At 48.7% G+C, this 21417-nt stretch carries 22 protein-coding genes; 3 read left to right on the top strand and 19 right to left on the bottom strand.

The genetic code is table 11. The features are described from left to right. Window positions 1–428: 428 nt before the first annotated feature. The gene (spoIIID, locus tag FZD51_RS16215; protein WP_009792667.1) at window positions 429–701 is read right to left on the bottom strand and encodes a sporulation transcriptional regulator SpoIIID; all 273 of its coding nucleotides are present in this window, start codon (window positions 699–701) and stop codon (window positions 429–431) included. Between the two features lie 731 nt (window positions 702–1432). Here spoIIID and FZD51_RS16210 point away from each other — a divergent pair. Continuing rightward, window positions 1433–2113, top strand: coding sequence for a LysM peptidoglycan-binding domain-containing protein (locus FZD51_RS16210; RefSeq protein ID WP_262380939.1), 681 nt, complete (start codon window positions 1433–1435; stop codon window positions 2111–2113). Window positions 2114–2202: 89 nt separating this feature from the next. On the opposite strand, the gene FZD51_RS16205 is transcribed toward FZD51_RS16210, so the two are convergent. From FZD51_RS16205 to FZD51_RS16180, 6 genes are all read right to left on the bottom strand, one after another. Beyond that, window positions 2203–3873 carry a sodium:solute symporter family protein gene (locus FZD51_RS16205; protein WP_129612977.1) on the bottom strand — a complete coding sequence of 557 codons (1671 nt, stop codon included), beginning with the start codon at window positions 3871–3873 and terminating at the stop codon, window positions 2203–2205. 39 nt (window positions 3874–3912) lie between these two features. After that, entirely contained in the window at window positions 3913–4215 is a 303-nt protein-coding gene (locus tag FZD51_RS16200) for a DUF4212 domain-containing protein (protein WP_148975705.1), read from the bottom strand. A 128-nt stretch (window positions 4216–4343) separates the two neighbouring features. Then, entirely contained in the window at window positions 4344–4526 is a 183-nt protein-coding gene (locus FZD51_RS16195; protein WP_129612978.1) for a hypothetical protein, read from the bottom strand. A 152-nt stretch (window positions 4527–4678) separates the two neighbouring features. Beyond that, window positions 4679–5281: a pyroglutamyl-peptidase I gene (pcp, locus tag FZD51_RS16190; RefSeq protein ID WP_148975704.1), complete on the bottom strand. Its 603-nt coding sequence runs from the start codon at window positions 5279–5281 to the stop codon at window positions 4679–4681. Window positions 5282–5293: 12 nt separating this feature from the next. Continuing rightward, window positions 5294–6862, bottom strand: coding sequence for a gamma-glutamyltransferase (gene ggt / locus FZD51_RS16185; protein ID WP_148975781.1), 1569 nt, complete (start codon window positions 6860–6862; stop codon window positions 5294–5296). Between the two features lie 454 nt (window positions 6863–7316). Next, a complete protein-coding gene (locus FZD51_RS16180; RefSeq protein WP_148975703.1) occupies window positions 7317–8279 on the bottom strand; it encodes a stage II sporulation protein SpoIIQ in 963 nt (320 codons plus the stop codon). Window positions 8280–8418: 139 nt separating this feature from the next. Here FZD51_RS16180 and FZD51_RS16175 point away from each other — a divergent pair, with 139 nt between their 5' ends. Next, window positions 8419–8838: a VanZ family protein gene (locus tag FZD51_RS16175; protein WP_148975702.1), complete on the top strand. Its 420-nt coding sequence runs from the start codon at window positions 8419–8421 to the stop codon at window positions 8836–8838. Between the two features lie 22 nt (window positions 8839–8860). Here the strand turns inward: FZD51_RS16175 and spoIID are convergent, their stop codons facing one another. The 7 genes from spoIID to nuoL form a co-directional block, all read right to left on the bottom strand. Next, the gene (spoIID, locus tag FZD51_RS16170; protein WP_148975701.1) at window positions 8861–9889 is read right to left on the bottom strand and encodes a stage II sporulation protein D; all 1029 of its coding nucleotides are present in this window, start codon (window positions 9887–9889) and stop codon (window positions 8861–8863) included. Between the two features lie 270 nt (window positions 9890–10159). Beyond that, window positions 10160–11467 (bottom strand): UDP-N-acetylglucosamine 1-carboxyvinyltransferase, encoded by a 1308-nt coding sequence (gene murA, locus FZD51_RS16165; protein WP_009792654.1) that lies wholly within the window; start codon window positions 11465–11467, stop codon window positions 10160–10162. Between the two features lie 33 nt (window positions 11468–11500). Then, window positions 11501–12247, bottom strand: coding sequence for a YwmB family TATA-box binding protein (locus FZD51_RS16160; protein ID WP_035402041.1), 747 nt, complete (start codon window positions 12245–12247; stop codon window positions 11501–11503). A 255-nt stretch (window positions 12248–12502) separates the two neighbouring features. Continuing rightward, window positions 12503–12739 (bottom strand): DUF1146 family protein, encoded by a 237-nt coding sequence (locus FZD51_RS16155; protein WP_009792651.1) that lies wholly within the window; start codon window positions 12737–12739, stop codon window positions 12503–12505. A 205-nt stretch (window positions 12740–12944) separates the two neighbouring features. Further along, window positions 12945–14459 (bottom strand): NADH-quinone oxidoreductase subunit NuoN, encoded by a 1515-nt coding sequence (nuoN, locus tag FZD51_RS16150; protein ID WP_148975700.1) that lies wholly within the window; start codon window positions 14457–14459, stop codon window positions 12945–12947. A 6-nt stretch (window positions 14460–14465) separates the two neighbouring features. Continuing rightward, window positions 14466–15980, bottom strand: coding sequence for a complex I subunit 4 family protein (locus tag FZD51_RS16145; protein WP_148975699.1), 1515 nt, complete (start codon window positions 15978–15980; stop codon window positions 14466–14468). Then, window positions 15977–17845 (bottom strand): NADH-quinone oxidoreductase subunit L, encoded by a 1869-nt coding sequence (gene nuoL, locus FZD51_RS16140; protein ID WP_148975698.1) that lies wholly within the window; start codon window positions 17843–17845, stop codon window positions 15977–15979. Before nuoL ends, FZD51_RS16145 begins: the two co-directional genes overlap by 4 nt. Here nuoL and FZD51_RS26235 point away from each other — a divergent pair. Next, window positions 17823–17993, top strand: coding sequence for a hypothetical protein (locus tag FZD51_RS26235; RefSeq protein WP_187445789.1), 171 nt, complete (start codon window positions 17823–17825; stop codon window positions 17991–17993). The genes nuoL and FZD51_RS26235 overlap by 23 nt on opposite strands. On the opposite strand, the gene nuoK is transcribed toward FZD51_RS26235, so the two are convergent. The 5 genes from nuoK to FZD51_RS16115 form a co-directional block, all read right to left on the bottom strand. Next, complete coding sequence (gene nuoK / locus FZD51_RS16135; RefSeq protein ID WP_148975697.1) at window positions 17990–18304, bottom strand: NADH-quinone oxidoreductase subunit NuoK; 315 nt, start codon at window positions 18302–18304, stop codon at window positions 17990–17992. The genes FZD51_RS26235 and nuoK overlap by 4 nt on opposite strands. After that, entirely contained in the window at window positions 18301–18825 is a 525-nt protein-coding gene (locus FZD51_RS16130) for an NADH-quinone oxidoreductase subunit J (RefSeq protein WP_148975696.1), read from the bottom strand. Before FZD51_RS16130 ends, nuoK begins: the two co-directional genes overlap by 4 nt. Beyond that, on the bottom strand, window positions 18822–19241 hold the full coding sequence (gene nuoI, locus FZD51_RS16125; RefSeq protein ID WP_009792644.1) for an NADH-quinone oxidoreductase subunit NuoI: 420 nt from the start codon (window positions 19239–19241) through the stop codon (window positions 18822–18824). The genes FZD51_RS16130 and nuoI overlap by 4 nt, the downstream gene beginning before the upstream one ends. A 67-nt stretch (window positions 19242–19308) precedes the next feature. Then, the gene (nuoH, locus tag FZD51_RS16120) at window positions 19309–20316 is read right to left on the bottom strand and encodes an NADH-quinone oxidoreductase subunit NuoH (protein ID WP_148975695.1); all 1008 of its coding nucleotides are present in this window, start codon (window positions 20314–20316) and stop codon (window positions 19309–19311) included. Beyond that, window positions 20316–21416, bottom strand: a complete 1101-nt coding sequence (locus FZD51_RS16115) for an NADH-quinone oxidoreductase subunit D (protein ID WP_148975694.1) — start codon at window positions 21414–21416, stop codon at window positions 20316–20318. The genes nuoH and FZD51_RS16115 overlap by 1 nt, the downstream gene beginning before the upstream one ends. Window position 21417 lies beyond the last annotated feature (1 nt).

Genomic DNA, 21417 nt, shown 5'->3' with positions numbered 1-21417 from the left:
CCCTGCACTTAGCCAGCGCGGGCTTCCGGCTCCTGAATGAAGTCAATAACGATTTTTCCTGGCTGGCCAGTTGCCGCTGCTTCATATTTTTTATGGATGCCTCCTGCACCTATCCTGCTTTTTGGCGGAAGCTGCCAATGCAGGTTCGGCCAGGCGGCCTTTTATGCAATAGCTTTAAACCGCCGCAAATCCTCTCAATAAGGAAGCCTTTCCAATTCAAGGTTTCGGCGGCTGATGAAGCTGCTAAATATTTTTTTCCAAGTTCTATCCTAATTGTTTATTTTATCACAATCAAACCGTAACTAGAAACATTTTGTAAAAATTATGTAGCATTCCCGCAAACTTTGTCGCTAAATTTCCAATTAAGCAGAAAAAAGCACAAATCCTGTCGGCTGCGCTTTCTTCCTCTCTCATATTCAATTCATAGCCTACTGAACAGGCTCGCCTTCCAGTTCCTCTTTCTTGTATTTCATTTTTGTTGCTTCTCCCCCGCGCAGGTGGCGGATCGATTTATGGTAATCAAGTATTTCCTTTACTTCGTTTGCAAGATCAGGATTGATTTCAGGAAGCCTTTCTGTCAGATCTTTATGGACTGTACTTTTGGATACGCCAAACTCTTTCGCAATCACGCGAACTGTTTTTTTCGTCTCCACGATATACTTTCCAATCTTGATAGTTCTCTCTTTGATGTAATCGTGCACACCACTCGCCCTCCCTAAATTGGTTGTGAGGAGTGTAAAATGAGACCCGTTTCGCTTTTTTGAAGTTCTCCATTCCGCACATTCTGATACAACAGCTGGTAGAATCGGCTTTTTTTGCGGCAGAAAGCTGTGCTCTCTAATACTGCAGGGAATAAACATGTCCTTTGGGCCTGCTCTTTGTTGGTGTCAAAACGACTCTGCACCTCATACTCTCTCTTTTGTGTAAGGTTTGTAACAGTTTATTAGCTTGGTTGAGATTATATGCACGATTACAGCAATAAGGACAAGGCATACCGGAAATTATTTGAAAAATCGGACATTCACTTTTCTCTTTTATGTCTTCTCTGGAGATACAAACCAGATTCCTCCTCCCTTTGTCCCTTGGGCTATGAAGGGCGAAATAACCTTTTTTCGACAAAGCCCGACATTTCTCTGGGTGTTTCTGCCCTGCGGGATATGTCTATCTTTTATCCGCCTAATCCTCTTAATAGGATAATCTTTAATCATTTCGCTCTATTTTTTTAATGATATTCTGTTCGAAACTGGGCATAAATCCTCCTATGCAGGAAAAAGATTGGTTCTTCCAGCAGGATAGGGCCCCGTTTTTATTCATGAGTTTATCCCTATTGCCGGAGGGTATTGATTAACATAAAATGAATTCTGGCTCATCGTTCATAAATTTGGTTGTACATCCAAACTTATCCAAAACATATAAAAAGGCGGGTTAATCAATGGAACATACTATTTCGATGACGAGAAAGGAACGTATAGAAGCAAGCAGGAAAAAAGACAAAAATAAAGGCACAAAGAAGGGTGCTGCCATTTCCCTGTCAGCGGCCATGACTTTGTCTTCTTTTATGGCGGCTGGCACCAGCTATGCAGCGGCCGAGGAACAAACGGTATACAGCGTGAAGAAAGGAGATTCACTTTATAAAATCGCAAGAACCTATGACGTTTCTGTTTCTGAACTGAAAACAGCAAATAACCTTAATGCTAATCTTATTTTCCCAGGGCAGGAATTGGAGATCCCTGAAGCAGGCAGAACTGAAGAACCATCGGCACCTGATCAGGAGACACCTGCAGACATTTCCGTCTATACTGTACAGGCAGGAGACACTCTTTGGGAGCTGTCACAGCGTTTCCAGACCCCGATAGAGACGATCAAAAGGCTGAACGGTCTGAACAGCAATTTCCTCTTGATCGGCCAGAAACTGATCATCCATGAGGAGACTCCTTATGTAGATGCACAAGTGGTTGGGGCAGCAGATAACTTTACAGTGGAATTTAAGACTGAGGACGGATATGTTGCTTTAAAAGTGGCATATGGAACCGCCCAGGACTATCAGAAGCTCTCAGGCCAAAATGTATCAATTGCCTATAGAGACGGCGCTCTTGTATCTATGAAAAAATAATATTTCCCGAGAAATTTGTCGACAGCCGCGAAAAAAAGCCGTACAGCTTCTCTGAAAAGAGAGAGCCGCACAGCCTTGTTTGAAATCTGTTAAACGGATTTGGATTTCCCCTCATCCATCCACACTTCCCCATCTTTATAAATCATCTGTTCAGGATAACGCAGATTGATTACTTCCTCCTGAATCTTTTTGGATGGAGCCTCAGTGGCCTTCGATACTATGATATTGGTCAAGAAGGCTGCTGCTGCCCCAAAGACACCAGCTCCTGTATCGATAATGCCCAGGATAGTGAAGCCGCCGTATTTTGCGGCAAAGATATAAGCAAGGGTCACTCCCAGACCGACAAGGAGCCCGGAGATGACCCCTTTTGCATTGGAACGTTTCCACCAGACGCCCAGAACGAGCGCCGGGAAGAAGGTTCCTGTAGCCAGCGCGAATGCCCAGGCGACAATCTGGGTAATGGCTCCCGGAGGATTCAAGGCGATCAGGCCTGCCAGTAGCGTGGCGACCACAATGGACCAGCGGGCAACACTGAGCCTGGTTTTTTCAGTAGAATCAGGCTTCCAGACCCGATAGAAGATATCATGTGCAAATGAAGATGAAATGGCGATCATCAGCCCGCCAGCTGTCGACAGGGCGGCTGCCATGGCACCGGCGGCAACAAGGCCGATGACGAATACACCAAGATTGGCAATCTCCGGTGTAGCCATGACGACAATATCATTAGAGATGATCAGTTCACTCCACTGCAGGATGCCGTCCCCATTGCCATCGGCGAGCTGCAGCTTTCCTGTGTCGACCCATGTTTTGGTCCAGGCCGGGAGCTCGCTGATGCTGCTGCCGGCAACCTTTGTCATCAGGATGAAACGGGAGAAAGCAGCATAAGCCGGTGCAGAAAGATAAAGCAATCCGATGAATAGCAAAGCCCAGGCCCCTGACCAGCGGGCTGCCTTCATTGTAGATACCGTGTAGAAGCGGACAATGACGTGCGGCAGTCCTGCGGTTCCCGCCATCAAGGTGAACATAAGGGCAAGGAACTGCCACTTAGTCCCGTTCGTAAACGGGGCAAAATATTCCGAGATCCCGAGCTCCCTGTCAAGCTCACCCATTTTGCCGACAAGCTCGCCGTAGGAAATCCAGGGAAGCGGATTATTGGTAAGCTGCAGGGACATAAAGATGACCGGAATCAAATAAGCTATGATCAGGATGATATACTGCGCTACCTGCGTCCAGGTGATTCCCTTCATCCCGCCGAAAGCGGCATAAAAGGCGATCAGGACAACGCCGATCATAGTACCGAGCTTGGCATCAATCTCAAATAAGCGGCCGATGACCACGCCGGAGCCTGACAGCTGGCCGATGGAATAGGTAAATGAGATGACGATTGTACAAATTGCGGCGATGACCCTTGCTGTATGGCTGTTATAGCGGTCGCCGATGAATTCCGGAACCGTATAGCGCCCATACTTGCGCAGCTGCGGCGCCAGCAGGAAGGTCAAGAGCAGGTAGCCGCCCGTCCAGCCCATAATATAGGCGAGGCCGTCGTAGCCGAGAAGCATGATCGTCCCGGCCATCCCGATAAAGGAAGCCGCACTCATCCAGTCGGCGCCAATGGCCATTCCATTGAAAATCGGCGGGACACCGCGCCCTGCCACATAGAAATCCGAGGTGGCACGCGCCTTATTATAGACAGCAATACCGATATATAAAGCAAATGTAGCCAGTATAATTGATAATGAGACCAAAAACTGTGTATCCATGTAATCCCCCTTAAAGGTTTCTATCTACACAAAAGCATTTTAGTGGTCCAGCACCTTCCCTGAGCTGATCTGTTCGTTTTTATCCTCATCAATCCCATATTTGCGGTCAATCGAATCACTTAGTTTGGCATTCACGAATAGTAGAATGATAAACGTGATGACCGCTCCCTGTGCACCCATGAAATAATGGAACGGGAAGCCGTTGATCGTTATTTCGCTGAGCGGCTCCGCAAATAGCACGACACCGTAGGAGACGATGAACCAGATAGCAAAATAGATGATCATGTTTCTCGTTTTTTGGCGAAAATAACTGTCTGCCGTTGCCTTATCAATTTTTTTCAAACCTTTGCACCTCGCAATTAATGGATTTCCCCTCATTTGGAAGCGTATTCATTTACTGGCTCTATTCCCTCCTTATTAAAAAGTTATATTCTAATCGGCCCGCCCCTATAAAGGGAGGCAGGTCCGGATCAGCTGAGGCTGAAAATAAACTTGATGGTATCCAGAAAAGGCGCAGGGACCAGGATGATTTGTACGAGGAAGTAAACGAATATCCCCAGAAAAGGAATCGCAAGGAAGATAGTTTTCTTCTGGCGCAATGCCAGAAAGAGGCAGAATGCTGTCAATAGCAGCACAATCATAAGAGTCGGCAAGTAGATCCCCCCATTGCTGTTGGATTAAAAGACTAAATTTTATGAAAATTTTAACTATATTATCACTTGAAACTCTCTCAGGGTCAAGATAATTTGACAGACAATTTTCTTGCTAGTCTTTCAAAATAAAAAAAGGGACAAGAATCTGTCCCCTACAAAGCCTCTATCATCAGTTTCACTGCTTCCTCCAAATCGCTGTCAGACCAGCTTGGCAGGCTGCGTTTGCTTTTGGCGGCGAGCTGGTGGGAGGCCGGGATGTGGATGAACCCGGCCGGAATCTCCCTCCCGCTCTTCTTTATTTCATGCAGGATGGTGTACATGACATTATTGCACAAATAGGTTCCTGCTGTATTGGAGATTTCAGCCGGCAGACCGTTCTCTTTTAATCTGTTGACCATCTTCCTGATTGGAAGAGTGGAGAAATAGCCGTCCGGCCCTTCTTCATCGATCGGCGAATCTTCCAATCTTGCTCCGCTGTTGTCAGGCTCGCCGTCGCGGCAGTTGATGGCGATCCGCTCTGGTGTGATGCTGTTCCTGCCTCCCGCAAGCCCGAGTGAGATGACAGCATCCGGCTGGTGCTCATGGTAGGCTTCCAGTATTTTAACCGGTGATTCTTTAAAGTCGACAGGAAGAAGGACTCCTGTAATTTCATAGTCTCCAATTTTTTTCCCGTTCAGGGCTTTAACAACCTTTTCCGTCGGGTTGATCGGAAATTCCAAAAAAGGCTCAAAGCCTGTTAAAAGCAGTTTCTTCATTATGCTCCTCCTTTACCAGCTGGCAATCGTTCCATCTGTGCGCGGCTCTGTTCCGCCTGTAAGCACGCCTGTTTCCGGGTTGCGGGTGATGACCTGCCCGCGCCCAAAACCGCCTAAATCGTGGGCCACCTTGATTTCATGCCCTTTGGCGGCAAGCTGCTCCACAAGGTGGTTTGGCATTGTATATTCAACCTCTATTTTATTGCCTTCAATCCACTGCCAGCGCGGTGCATCAAGAGCGGCCTGCGGATTCAGATTGAAGTCGATCATGTTCATGGCAACCTGCACATGGCCCTGCGGCTGCATGTATCCGCCCATTACGCCGAATGGTCCCACTGCGTCACTGCCTTTTGTAATAAAACCAGGTATGATCGTATGATAAGTCTTCTTGCCAGGTGCAAGGGCATTTTCGTGGTTCGGATCAAGGGAGAAATCATGACCCCGGTTCTGCAGGCCGATTCCGGTGCCTGGCACCACCACACCTGAGCCGAATCCCATATAATTGCTCTGGATAAACGAAACCATATTCCCTTCACTATCGGCCGTTGACAGATAAACTGTGCCGCCCTTTGGCAGGGAGCCTGGCTCTGGGAGGCGCGCTTCGCCTGTCATTTTCCTGCGGGACGCTTCTGCATAGCTTTCAGAAAGCATGTCCTCCACCTTCGTCTTCATGAAGGCAGGGTCGGTAATATACGTTTTGCCGTCTGTGAACGCATGCTTCATCGCTTCCAGCTGCAAATGGAGCTGTTCCGCATCTTCACGATGGGTAAATTCATAGCCTTTTAAAATATTCAGGGCCATCAGTGCTACCAGCCCCTGGCCATTCGGCGGAATTTCCCAAATATCGTAGCCGCGGTAGTTAACGGAAATCGGATCCACCCATTCAGCTTTATAGCCTTCCAGATCCTCTTTGGAAAGGAAGCCTCCGCCCTCTTCGGATGCCTTGGCAATCTTATCGGCGAGTTCGCCGCGGTAGAAGCTTTCAGCGTTCGTTTCCGCAATCGCTTCGAGCGTTCTTGCGTGATCCTCAGACTTCCACATTTCACCGATTTCCGGAGCCTTGCCATTCGGCGCGAACACCTTGAACCATTCTTCATATTCAGGGCCGGTAAAGCGCTTTTTATAAACCTTATGTGCTCCTGCCCAATATTTCCCGAGAATCGGGGAGACAGGATAGCCATGGCGCGCATAGTCGATGGCCGGCTGGAGCACCTCTTTCAATGGAAGGCGGCCAAACCGCTTGGACAGCTCTGCCCATGCAGAAGGAGCACCAGGAACCGTGACAGGCACCCAGCCATGCGATGGCATGGTTTCATGACCCTTTTCCTTAACCTTCTCAATACTGATGCTTTGCGGGGACGGTCCGCTTCCGTTCAAGCCGTACAGTGACTCATTCGTCCATACGAGTGCAAATGCATCGCCGCCGATCCCATTTGAAGTCGGCTCTACGACCGTCAGGCAGGCAGCAGTCGCAATTGCCGCATCAATGGCATTTCCGCCTTTTTTCATTATGTCGAGCCCAGCCTGGGCAGCAAGGGGCTGGGAAGTCGCAACCATCCCGTTCCTCGCAATTGAAGCCATCCGCTGTGACTGATATGGATATGTAAGATTTGAAGACAAATTCTTTTCCCCCTCTATTGACGGTGCCAGGCACCAGCTAGGCAAAACCTTCGCCTTGCGAAATATTATACCAGAGAAAAGGGGGAAATGTCGAAAAATTGTGAATGAGTGAGTATCCTGTGGATGGTTTTGGTTTGGGAGTACAGTGTTTAGATGAATGAGGGGGTATTTTGAGTGTGATTGACCATTGAAGGAGCCGGGAGATTTCGTTTATTAGCAACTTTTTGAGTTTATTAGCAACTTTTTCCGTATATTAGCAACTTTTCCTTTTTATTAGCAACTTTCCGGATATATTAGCAACTAGCCTCAGAGAGTAGCCAGCCCCATCGACCGAGCAGCCACCCCTGCCTAAAAACCAGCATCCCACCCACAACGAAAAAACCCGCCATCATCACGGCGGGCTTTTCCATTCTTATTACGCGTTTTCGCTGTTCAGGCTGGCGTCAGATGAATCTGTGGACTCTTCTTCCTGATCTCCGGAATTGTTTTTGTCCTGATCTTCTTTATCGCCTGCATTTTTGTCTTCTTTATCTTCTGCTGCTTTATCGTCTTCAGCGGCTTTTTTCTCATCTGCTGGTTCTTCTGTTCCAGCTGCATCGTCGGCTTCTTCACCTTCAGCTGCTGCATCGCTGTCATTTTCTTCAGCGGCACCGCTGTCGTCGGCTGCACCTGTGTTGTCAGTCGGTGCTGCTTCCTGAAGCGCGCTTAATGGCTTATTGAAGTAGTCAAGCGGGTTGACAGGTACATTGTCCTTGCGGATTTCAAAGTGTACATGGACGCCTGCTTCTTCGTTAAATAGGCTTTGGCCGGCTTTTGCAAGAGCTTGTCCTTGTTCAACCTGGTCGCCTTGTTTTACACTTACATCTGTAACAGATTGATATTGTGTTACAATACCTTTGTCATGCTCGATTTCGATGACATTTCCTAACAGCGCATCTTCATCCACTCTTGTAACAGTTCCGCTAAGGGCTGCTTTCACTTCGAAGGATTCGCCATCTTTTTGGGCGATATCAATTCCAGTGTTTGGATGGTACGTGTTATTGTAGAAAACCAATGCTGCTTCCTGTTCTTCTTTCTTGCCTGTGTAATCATAGAACTGCTTTTGGATTTCGACTGAATCCTGGTCGGCTACCGGCATTACGAAGTTTTCCATTGAGCGGGTTACTTCTACTGATGGCTCATCGTATTTCTTCTCGGCAACATCAGTATCGCTGTAATCATACTCATCTGTCGCACTGTTCGAGTTTTGATACCAAAGAACCGCGGTTAGAATGATTGCTGCGCTCGCCAGATAGATAGCCGGGAATGCCCACCTTTTTTTCATAAAGCGCTTGAAACCTGAATCTTGAGAAGATCGTTGCTTTTCTTCCTCTCTCATTTATCATCACCTCAGCAATCATTCTGAACAGATTGAGGGTTTTATATACATACCGGAAAAAAATTTTTTAATGCTTATTTTTCGACAAAGCTTTCCGCTTTATGCATAAAACATCAAAATAATTCTAAGGAGAAAAATAATGAAGTGGATCATACGAATTTTGCCTCTCTTATATATGGGATTGATCTGGTTTTTATCAAGCATGCCGGCTGATGCTGTCGTTGCCCTGCCTGATTCAAAGGTCGACAGCTTCCTGAAGGAATCTATGCATCTGATAGAGTTTGCCATCCTTTATATCCTTTTGGTGCTGGCCTTTTTGACCGGTGGCCGTTTTACTAAAAAGCTAAATATCATCCTCGCCGTCATTGCTGCCCTGTACGGCGTGACAGACGAAATCCATCAATCCTTCATACCGGCACGCTCTTCTTCGCTGATCGATGTAGCCAAGGACTGGATTGGCGTGGCTGTGGCTTATTATTTTGTCTATCAGGCCAGGTTCGGTGGGCGATTCAAGCTGCTTGCCAGCTTTTTAAAAAGAATAGAGAATATAAAAAAATAGGAATGGGCTCATGGCCCCATTCCTATTTTTGTGCGGTTATTTTCGTCAATGCCTGATCGGCCGAGGCAATTTCGACGCCTTTATAATAGTATGTGACGATATCCTTGAAGGTTTTTCCTTCCGCTGCCATCCCGTTTGCCCCGTATTGGCTCATCCCGACACCATGGCCGAATCCTTTTGTGGTGATGACAATATTATTGCCCTTGCGCTCCCACGTGAAGTCGGTGGACCTCAGCCCGAGATCTGTGCGTATCGTCGTGCCTTCCAGTACCTTGCCGTTAATATCCACCTTGCCGACCCTCTTTCCGGCCGTCCTTTCAATAACGGTCCCGATCGTATTGTCAGCAGGAAGCTTTACGCCGAGCTTTGCTTCGAATTCTGCTACTGTAATCTCTTTCTGTGCCTGGTACTTAGGTGTACCTACATCCCATGGGCTTTCCACACTTTTCAAATATGGCATGGCATTGGACCACACTTCTTCCGAGCTTTCGGTATACCCGTTTGCTGTGGAGAAGAATTGGGCTTCAATCGGTTTGCCTTCATATGTCAGGATCTGTCCGCTCGTTTCATTCACGGCCTCTCTGATATTTTTAATCTTCCAGCTGTAATTTTCCTTCCAGAGCTTTTTCAGCTCAGCTTCATTTTTATAGACCTGATGGTTCTCCGTGTCGGTAACGATGGCTCCATCCGGCAGCCCTTCTGTCACCTTGCCCATCATTTGCCTGACAATATAGGTCCTGGCTGTCAATGCCTGTGCCTTCAGGGCTTCTTTTTCAAAGTCGGCAGGCATTTCTGATGCGACTACCCCGACTACATAATCCTCAAGAGGAAGCGTTTCTACTTTTTTGGCCATTGTGCGGTATACAGACACGTCAATTGCCGGTCCGGCAGGCTTGGCAGCTGCCGGCGGCTTTTCCTGCTGCTGAAGCTCTTCGCCCAGCTTGCCGCTGACTTTCGCATCCTTGAATGGGAGGACGAGCAGTGTAGGGATCATCAGGGTTGTTACGAGCAGTAGGGCAGATAGTAGTAGGATCGGTTTGAATTTAATCATGAATTATGCCTCCATATCGAATGATTGTCAAATAACCAAATGGCCATCTCCATTCATTCATATGGTCCGGGACAAGCTTTTATGACAAGAATCATCAGATGGGAGAAGGGTCTTGCGTTGAGGCCAGGAAGGTATTAAGAATTGATTACATTCTTCAGATTCAGTCGTAAACCCAAGCCGTCAGCATAAAATCAAAAAACCGCAGAACCTTATCGTCGGATATCAGACAACAAGGTTCTACGGTTTTATTGAACATCATCCGGAATGCAATCAAGCATTCATATCGGATACGTAAGTTTCTTCAGTAATTGTTTCTTCCACTTCTGTGATGCGTTCGATGTCAGCGCCAAGGGCTGCCAGTTTGTTGTGGAAGCCGACATAACCGCGGTCAAGGTGCTTTAGCTCTGTTACGCGGGTAACGCCGTCAGCGACCAGGCCAGTCAGGATCAGGGCTGCTGCTGCGCGAAGATCGGTTGCCGCAACTTCTGCTCCCTGCAGATTGGATGGTCCATTCATAACAACGGAACGGCCTTCAATCTTTACTTCTGCATTCATCCTGCGGAATTCCTCTACATGCATGAAGCGGTTTTCGAATACCGTTTCAGTGATCATGCTGGTTCCTTTTGCACGAAGCAAGAGGGCCATCATCTGGGACTGCATGTCAGTCGGGAAGCCTGGGTGAGGCATGGTCTTGATATCAACAGCCTTCAGCTTATCAGGGCCGATGACACGGACTCCTTCGCCTTCCTCGATGAAAGTAACACCCATTTCTTCCATTTTGGCGATCAGGGATGTCATATGTTCCGGAACAGCATTCTGTACCAGCACGTCTCCGCCTGTGATAGCAGCTGCTACCATGAAGGTTCCTGCCTCGATGCGGTCAGGGATGATGTTATGGACTGCTCCGAAAAGCATGTCTACGCCTTCGATTTTGATTGTACCTGTGCCTGCGCCTTTTACTTTTGCCCCCATTTTATTGAGGAAGTTAGCGAGGTCGACAATCTCAGGCTCTTTGGCAACATTCTCGATGATGGTTGTGCCCTTTGCAAGGGTTGCAGCCATCATGATGTTTTCAGTTGCCCCGACGCTCGGGAAGTCCAGATATATTTTTGCTCCTTGCAGGCGGTCTTCTACTTCCGCTTCAATGAAGCCATTTCCTACTTTTACCTTAGCACCCATGGCTTCAAAGCCTTTCAGGTGCTGGTCGATCGGACGTGATCCGATGGCACAGCCTCCTGGCAGTGCGACACGGGCACGGCCGTTGCGCGCGAGCAATGATCCCATTACGAGTACAGATGCGCGCATTTTGCGAACATATTCAAACGGTGCCTCAACCTTAAGCTCTCTTGATGCATCCACGATGACTTCGTTATTTTTAAACTCCACTTCGGCGTTTAAATAGCGTAACACTTCATTGATGGTATATACATCGGAGAGAGTCGGCACATCACGAATTACGCTTTTTCCATCACTTGCTAACAGTGTAGCGGCGATAACAGGCAAGACAGCATTTTTTGCTCCTTCTACTTTAACAGTACCGCTTAGCCTTTTTCCGCCGCGGACGATGATTTTTTCCAAAGTGTATTCCCCTCCGCGTCCAATTTCTCTATATTAATATTCAATCGTAATGATTGGTGTTCCAACTACAAGGGTAGTCTTTCCGCCCAATCCTTGCGTTCTTAATCCAATTTGTAAATTCATCTCATCATTGTTGCTTTCAATCGACCCGGCAAACATTGGAGAATACGCCGATGCTGATATAAAAGAACTTTCTTTTAATGACTCAATTTCCTTTGCATCAAAAGCTTTCATCAATTCATTTACATTATCAGGCAAAGTCTTTTTCATCTTATCACCGAACTCGCCTTTAATACAAGAGAAAATTGTGGCATTTCCACGAAATATGTCGGAGAGCTTATCGGAAAGTTCCTCTTTTAGGAAGGTCTCCGTTCCCTTCCCCCAGCCATGGCCTGTGGCCTCATAAATTAAATACGTATGAGCCTTGCCATTTGTGAGGGTCGATAGGATTTTTATGCTCTCTTTTTTATTTCCGTCTGCCTGGAAAACCGCTGAATACTCGGCCTTATCCTTGCTGGAGCTTGATGTCCACTCCCATTCCGGATAATCTGCCTTCATTTTCCCGGCAAGCGTTTCGGCGTCCCGAAGATTTTCGACATTTTCCATATTTTTTCTTGCATGGATCGTCCAGTCCTGAATCAAAATATCTTTGTTTTGAAGAACCGCGGCCATAGTCAATAGGTCATGCTTTCCGATAGCTACAGTCGTCTTATTCCCAAGGTTTATAGTGACAAAACCAATAATGGCGATAATTGCAAAATAAAGTGTGTACTTTTTCATCCTGTATCTCACTCCCCTTATTACCATTGTTGCCAAGCTGGGAGAGAGCATACCAGGGAAAAGTCGTCACTTTTTGACAAGTGCAGAAGCCGGAAAGCTCACATTATGTGTATACGTGACTTTTTTCACAAAAGTGCGCATATGTATTTGCAGCAAGCAAGCTGCTGACATACAAAAAGATTTTACTAAGATTCCTGCTGGAATGGAACATGCGTGAAGACCTATATTTCACATTTTCCGCTGCCAAACCCGCTTTTATTGAAGAATGAGCGGCAGCTGCTGCGACCATAGCAGATAGTCGAGGAAAAAATTGCTGACAATCGATCCAATGACAATGGATAGCATGACGAACAGCACTCTTGCCTGGAACACATGATGGGCTCTCAGAAACTTTTCATAATTGACTGACTGCAGTGCCCACCAGGCAATCGCGATGAAAAACAAGTGTGAGATGATGCTTAGTAATGCCTGCTGGCCGAAGCCTGAAATCATTTGGCAATCCCCCTAGAACTTTTCAGTACTTAGATTGTAGCACCAATTGCCATGCAAATAAATCGGCTGGTGCACATCGCTTCCCGAAATGCAGGCGAAGCGGATGCCTCCTTTCATTTGACGTAAGCTCCCCTGCAAAGGTTTCACCCTTTTATAGAAAAAATAAAAAAGGAGGCTGGCGCTTTTCACCAGCCTCCTTTTCTTCTCATTGAAGAAAATCAGCAAATTGATTGAAGTTGCTTTGCAGAAAATCAATGGCCAGATTCGGCAGGATCCCAAACACAATGACCGCACAGGCACAGACGCCGATGACAATGGATACGGAAGCAGGCTGGCCAGGCTTCTCCTGATCTGCCGCAGGCCGAAAGAACATCTGCGTAAGAATTCCAAAATAATAATAGTAAGAGACAACCGTTGCAGCAATCATGATCGACACGAGCACATAATGGGCCGGCTCTGTCATGAGGGCGCCCGTGATGATATTGAGCTTCCCGATAAATCCTGCGGTCCCCGGTATGCCTGCTAAAGAGAGGATGAATATCCCCATCGCAGCAGCAAGCAAAGGCGACTTTTTATAAAGGCCGGAAAAAATGCTGATGTCCTCTGATCCTGCTTTTTCAGAAACAGCCTGGATGACCGCGAAGGCCCCGAGGCTCATCAGCAGATAAGCACCCAGATAGAACCACAGCGAGTCGAACATAAATACCGATGCAGCCGAAATGGCAACAAATATATAGCCGGCATGGGCAATGCTTGAGTAGGCAAACAGCCGCTTGATATTCCGCTGCCTCAGGGCAATCACATTTCCAACGATCATGGTGGCCCCTGCAAGGAAGGCCATATAATCCTGGACCTTGATGATAAGCGGCAGCGAGCCCGGCCCTTCAGACGGTGCTGATAGGGCTATGACGAGCACCACACGTGCGATCAGTACAAATCCTGCTGTTTTTGAAACCACACTCAGGAAAGCAGTGACCGGAAGCGGTGAACCCTGATAAACGTCCGGTGCCCACATATGAAAAGGCACAGACGCTATCTTGAAAGCGAGTCCAGTCAAAATCATGAAAAAGGCCAGACCGACAAGGTACAGGTATTGCGATTCCGTGATGGATGTCAGCGCCAGCCCGATTTCCTTCAGATTGGTCGTGCCGGCAAGGCCGTACAAATAGCTCATCCCAAATAAGGTGATTGCCGTGGAAATCCCGCCATTGATCACATATTTCATAGCCGACTCATTGGACTGCAGATTCCTTTTCTGCATGCCGGCCAGGATATAGGAAGAAATCGACAGCAGCTCAAGCCCTGTGAAAAGGGTGATCAGGTCCCCGCTTGAAGACATCATCATCGCACCAAGAAGCGCCGTCAGAAAGAGATAGTAAAACTCTCCCCTGTATTCCTCCAGGCCCTCTTTGCCTCTATAGCCAAGCGCAAGCAGCATCACAAAAGCGGAGCCGATCAGGAGCAGCAGCTTGAATGCCTTGGCAAACGAATCGAGGCGGAAGGTGTCAAAAAGGATTGATTCCGTCCCGCTTCCCAGCAGAGCAAAAAGGGAAGCCAGTGCACCAAGGATGCCGGCTAAGGCAAGCCAGCCAAGGATCTGCCTGCTTTTCTTAGAGGGCATGAACAGATCGATCAGGGTCAAGATGGCTGTGCTGCCAAGGATGATGAATTCCGGTGTCATCAAGAGCCAATTATATGAAAGCAATGTTTCCAGGTCCATCCTTCATCACCCTCCCATTCCCGGCAAAATCGTTTCAAGCAACGGCTGGAGCGGTGCGCTGATGGCGAGCGGATACACGCCGATCAGGACGATGGCGCCAACCAGGATCACCGCCGGCATCATTTCCAGTGCTTTTAGGTCTGTAACATTCCCATAGTCGGATCTCGGTTCCCCGAACGTCATTCCAAGGACAGCCCTCAGAAGATAGACAGCTGTTAAAATGATGCCCAGTGCGGCAACAGCAGCCACCACAGGCTGGTTTTCAAAGAGGCCGAGAAAGGCCATGAATTCACTGATGAATCCAGACATGCCGGGCATGCCGAGCGAAGCCATCGCACCGGCTAGCAGGAACCCGGCCGCAAGCGGCATCTGCCGGGAAAGCCCGCCTAGCTTCTTGATGGATGAGGTCTCGACCCGCTCATATAAAGCACCGACAAGATAGAACAAGAGCGCAGAAATAAGTCCGTGTGACACTACTTGAAAAATGGCCCCCTTTACGCCCGCTTCATTTAATGCGCCTAATCCGATTAAGACGATCCCCATATGGGAAATAGAAGAATAGGCAAGCACTTTCCGAAAATCATCCTGGATAAAAGCAAGGAATGCCCCATACAGGAGATTAACTGCACCGAGTATGGCGATCAGCAGGCCGAGCTGCTGAAATTGCTCCGGAAAAAATCCGAGGCCAAAGCGGATAAGTCCGAAAGCACCGATCTTCAGCAGGATGCCGGCATGCAGCATCACAACCGAAGCCGGCGCCTCTGCATGGACACGGACCATCCAGCTGTGAAGCGGAAAAATTGGCAGCTTGACGCCGAATGCAATCAGGAGGGCAATGAACAGACCCAGCTTCAGCTCCTCAGAGAAAGGCGAAATGGCCTGTGCCCCTCCCTGCATGATGATTTGAAGCTCTTCCATATTGGCCGTTCCGGTCCTGGCAAATAAAACAATGAACACAATCAGCAGGATGGCTGAGCCCAGGCCATTGTAGATCAGAAAGCTGAACGCTGCTTTTTCTTTTTCAAACAATCCCCATTTCCCGATCAGAAAGAACATCGGGATGAGCGTTATCTCAAAAAACAGGAAGAATAAGAACAGATTTTCTGCGGCGAAAACGCCAAGCATCCCCGTTTCCAGCAGGAGGAAAAGCATAAAATAACCTTTCCATTCTTTAGTGATCCGGAATGATGCAGCCGCAGCAAGCAAAGCAAGCAGGCTGGTGAGCAGGATCATGATCATTGAGAAGCCATCTGCCCCGATTTCATAGCCAATTTTAAAATAATCGCCAACGAGATCAGGATGGCCAAACTGGATCCAGTCTGCCCTTTCATCCATCTCTTCGAGCCCTGCTCCTGAATGGTATATAAAGTAGGCAGGGAGGGCGAGTATGGCAGCCGGCAATGCTGCGGCCAGTCCTATCCACTTTATCGCCCTTTCTTTGGCTTTTGGCACAAATAGGAGCACAAGCAGCCCTGCTAACGGGGAGAATACCAGCACAGATAGATAATAAGGAAATGTCATTTAAAGAACCCCCATGTCAAAGCGAATACAGCTGTCAGGATGGCAAGGCCAATAAAGGCGGCCGCCCCATATGTCTGTACCTGCCCGTCCTGGAGCCTGGAGCCTGCTTTTCCAAGGCTCTGCACCGCAGAACCGATTCCCTTAACGGCTCCTTCTACAATGAAAGTTTCAATATAGTGAAGGAAAAGGCTGAACACCTTCATTCCCTGCACAATGCTGAGCCGGTAAAATTCGTCCACATAAAATTTGTTCAGCAGGATGCTGTGAGCGGAAGGCATATAGTTGCTGAGCCAGGTGCGCGATACCGTCCTCCTGCCGTACATCAGCCAGGCAAGTATGATGCCGGCAAGCGAAACGGCAGTTGCGGCAATCATGATCCAGACGGGCGCCTCAATATGGCCATGCCCCAACAGGTCATTGCCCTCTGTCAGCCACTCACCGAGGAAAGAGCCGAACCACGGGGTATTCACATAGCCTGCAAAAATAGCCAATATTCCCAGCACAATCATCGGGAAGGTCATCACACCCGGTGATTCATGAACGTCTTCTGTTTTTGTCCGCGGCTCGCCGGCAAAAACCATGAAGAACAGCCTGAACATATAGAAAGCGGTAAAAAAGGCGGCAAGCAGCGCGAGCCAGAACAGGACCGTATTTCCGTGCACCCAGGCAGACGCCAGTATTTCATCTTTGCTGAAGAAGCCTGAAAAAAGCGGAATCCCGCTGATGGAAAGCGTCCCGATCAAAAACAGCGGACCGGTCAGCTTCATTTTTTTCCATAAGCCGCCCATTTTCTCGATATCCTGTGTATGGACAACATGGATGACGCTCCCTGCTGCAAGGAACAGGAGCGCTTTGAAAAAAGCATGGGTCATCAGGTGGAACACCCCGGCCGTGTAGCCGGCAGAGCCGAGGGCAAGCATCATATAGCCGAGCTGGCTTACAGTTGAATAAGCAAGCACCCTCTTGATATCTGTTTGAACAAGACCAATGAGAGCCGCAAATACCGCTGTCCCTCCCCCAATGGCTGCGACGGTGAATAATGCTGTTTCACTGGCTGCAAATAGAGGGAAAAGCGCAGCAACCAGATACACACCAGCTGCCACCATTGTTGCAGCATGGATGAGTGCGGAAACCGGCGTCGGCCCCTCCATTGCATCCGGAAGCCATGTATGGAGCGGGAACTGTCCTGATTTTCCGACGGCCCCGATAAAGATCAGGATCGCTGTCAGCGTGATCATTCCTTCAGAAATGGCACCTTCTGCGACAGCAGCAAAGATCTCGTCATACTCAAAGCTCCCTGTCTGCCAGAAAAGCAAGATAAGCCCGATCAGGAGGCCGACATCGCCGATCCTGGTCATGATGAAGGCTTTCTTTGCGGCCTGCTTTGCTTCATTTTTGTAAAAATAGAAGCCGATCAGCAGGAAAGAGCCGAGACCGACAAGCTCCCAGAATAAATAGGTCTGCAGGAGGTTGGGCGACAGGACGAGGCCAAGCATGGAAAAGGTGAAAAGCCCAAGGTACGCGTAAAAGATATGGAACCTCCCGTCCCCTTGCATATAGCCTTTTGAATATATATGTACAAGAAAACTTACCAGTGACACAATGATCAGCATTAATGCGTTCAATTGATTGACTTCATACCCCGCTGTGATCTGCAGTCCGCCGATCTTGAGCCAGATTCCTTCCGCTTTGAAGCTCGGGGAGGCAAATCTGTCAAACAGGACGAACAGGGATAACACAAAGGAGGCAAGGCTTAAGATCATCCCGATATAGGCGCTCGCTTCCTTGAGCCTCCTGCCGAAAAGCAGGAGTATGACAAATGATAACAGCGGGAATAGCGGTATGATCCATGCACTTTCCATCAATATCACAATCCCCTTTTGCACACCGGAAGCCGGCGTGCCGGATGGAGGCCGGCAGCAGGCAGCAAATCATTTCTTCTGCCGGGCACAGCCTCTTTTTTATCTGCTTGTTCCGATCCAGCGGTCATCCGCTGTTTTTCCTAAGAGCTAATGTTTCATCGTATCCATTTCATCAATGTTGACAGTCCTGCGGCTGCGGTACAGAGAAATGAGGATGGCGAGGCCGACCGCCGCTTCCGCTGCAGCAACAGCAATGGCAAATAAGGCGAATACCTGTCCGGTGATCGATGGGACCATCCCATATTTGCTGAACGCGACAAGATTGATATTGACCGCATTCAGCATCAGCTCGATGGAAATGAGGACGATGACGGTATTCCGTTTCGTAAGGGCCCCGTATAATCCAATGCAAAATAAGATGAGTGCCAGCGCGAGATAAGCTGAAACAGGTACATCTGTCATCGTTCATCCCCCTCCGTTTCCCCATCATCCCTTCTTGCCAGGACAATGGCCCCGACTAAGGCGACCAGGAGCACCACTGATGTAAGTTCAAACGGAATGACAAATTCGGAGAATAAGCTGATCCCGATTTGCTCTGTATTGTTTTCATGAAGCAGCGCCTCCTGCTCCGGGAACTCCAGGTTGTAGATGCCGATATACACACTGAAGGCAAAGGCCAGGATCGCCAGAAATAATAGAATTCTGCGCAGGCGGCCAGCTTTCTGCTCACTTTCGTCATGATGGCGGGTAAGCATGATGCCAAACAGCATGATGATCGTGATGGCACCCGAGTAGATCAGCACCTGGACAACGGCAATGAATTCAGCAGATAAAAGGATATAAATGCCGGCTATGCTGATAAAAGTAAAGACAAGCGCGACCACCATATGGACCACTTTTTCAAGGTTGATCAGCAGAATGCCCCCTGTCACTGCAGCGATGGCCAGCCCCAAAAAGGCAAGCAGCTCTCCTGAAAATGTCATGCTTTATTCACCTGCCGTATGTTTTCATCATTTTCATCGAGCCATTCAAGGTTTTTGAACAGCTCATCCCGGCTGTATTCTGCCAGCTCGAAGTTATTCGTCATGATGATTGCTTCTGTCGGGCATACCTCTGTACACAGGTCGCATAAGATGCAAATCTCAAAATTGATGTCGTAGGTGTCAATGATTTTCCCTTTTTTCGCAGGGTCAGGATGTTTCTTGCCTGTCAGCTGGATGCAATCTGTCGGGCAGATATTGGCGCACTGATTGCAGACGATGCATTTTTCCGGATAGAATTTCTGGATGCCCCTGAACCGGTCCGGAAGCGGCAGCGGCTCTTTCGGATAATTATAGGTGACTTTTTTTCTTGCCAGATTACTAAGGGTATATTTGAGTCCCTTTGCCAGTCCCAGCATGTTTTTTCACCCTTTCTATCAGTCTGGAATATAAGCAGCATTCCCGGCTATGCACCGGGCTGCAGGTTTAGAAGAATCTGATCAGCTCTTTAATGATTGCGGTCAGGAAAATATTTGCCAGGGCAGCCGGCAGCAGTACCTTCCAGCCGAACTCCATCAGCTGGTCTGCGCGGATGCGGGGAAAGGTGACCCTGAACCAGATGAGCAGGAAGATGACCAGGCTGAACTTAAGTGCGAACCAGACTGCACCGGGAATGAAGCCAAGGAATGGCAGCGGGAGCCATCCTCCGAGAAACAGGACAGTGGTCAGGGAAGCCATTGCGAAAAAATACACATATTCCGCCAGCATGAAAAATGCCCATCGAAACCCTGAATATTCCACATGGAATCCTGCGACCAGCTCTGATTCCGCTTCCGGAAGGTCAAATGGAGCCCGGTTCAGCTCTGCTACTGATGCGATGATGAAGATGATGAATGCGACCGGCTGCCAGATGATGAACCAGCCGCCCCGCTGAGCCTCGACTATTTCATTGAGATTCAGGCTCCCTGTCAGCAGCACGATTCCGAGCACAGACATGACGAGGGGGATTTCATAGGAAATCATCTGTGCGGCCGCCCTCATGCCGCCTAGGAGCGCGTATTTATTGTTGGATGCCCATCCCCCGGTCACAATCCCGATGGTCGTCAAACCGGAGATGGCAATATAGTAAAGCAGCCCGACGCCGATGTCCGCGAACTGGAACTTATCTGTGAACGGGATGACTGCCAGGACCATAAAGGCCGGTGTGAAGGCAATGACCGGTGCAAGTATGAACAGCGGCTTGTCTGCCAGCTTCGGTATGGTGTCCTCTTTTATCAGCAGCTTCAGTACGTCAGCCACTGTCTGCAGCAGGCCCCACCGACCGCCGACCTGGTTGGGTCCCTGCCTGAGCTGCATAAAGCCCATCACTTTCCGTTCGGCCAGGATGGCGTAGGTGACAAAGCCGAGCACCACAAGCAGAAGAACAGCAGCGAGCGCAAAAAAGATGCCAAAGTTCAGAAGGCCAGGTTCTGAACGGAGCAGTTCATTGACCATCAGCCGTCCACCTCCCCTAGTACAATATCAATCGCTCCTAAAATAGCAATCAGATTGGCGATGTTCTCACCCTCCAGAAGCTTCGGAAGGATTTGCAGATTATAGAAGGAAGGCCTCCTGAATTTCAGGCGGTACGGCTCTTTTTTCCCGTTGCTGGCAATATAGCAGCCGATCTCGCCGCGCGGCGATTCAATCCTTACGAAGGCTTCACCCTTCGGCGCTTTGATGATTTTCGGAACCTTTGCCATGAAGTCCCCATCCTGCGGAAATTGTTCTGCAGCCTGCTCCAGTATTTTAAGAGACTCTTCTATTTCCTCAAGGCGGCAATGATAGCGGGCCCAGGCATCCCCGCCTTCCCGGACAGGCACATCGAATTGGAAGCGGTCATAGATGGAGTATGGTTCATTCTTGCGAAGATCCCATTTGACGCCTGTACACCTGAGATTGGCGCCGCTCAGTGAATAGCTGAGGGCCTCCTCTTTCGTGTAGGTGCCCACTCCTTTTACACGGTTCATGAAAATTTCATTTCCTGTTACGAGATCATGATAGCCTTTCAGCTGCTCCCTCATGTAAGGCACAAATTCTTTGACCTTTTCGATCCAGCCTTCCGGAGCATCCCATTTAACGCCTCCGACACGCATATAGTTAAAGGTCAGCCTTGCACCGCACAGCTCGTTCAGCATATTGATGATCATTTCGCGTTCCCGGAAAGCGTACAGGAAGGGACTTACCGCCCCGATATCGAGCAGATAGGTCCCCCACCATACAAGATGGCTTGCAATCCTGCCGAGCTCCATCGAGATGACGCGGAGGTATTCGGCCCGCTCCGGGATTTCGATGTTCATCATCGTTTCCACTGCATGGACGATCACATAGTTATTCGTCATGGCAGCCAGATAATCCATCCTGTCTGTATAAGGGATGATTTGTGTGTACTGAAGATCTTCAGCCAGCTTTTCTGTACCTCTGTGCAGGTAGCCGATGACAGGCTTCGCTTCTTTAATGATTTCTCCGTCTATTTTGAGGACGAGCCGGAAAACACCGTGTGTACTGGGGTGCTGCGGCCCGACATTCAGGAGCATTTCCTCTGTTCGCAGCATC

It is taken from the genome of Bacillus infantis (assembly GCF_008180445.1).
Taxonomy (GTDB): Bacteria; Bacillota; Bacilli; order Bacillales; family Cytobacillaceae; genus Bacillus_AB; species Bacillus_AB infantis_B.
Note: the sequence above shows the minus strand (reverse complement) of the source record. Positions and strands in the feature narration are given on the sequence as shown.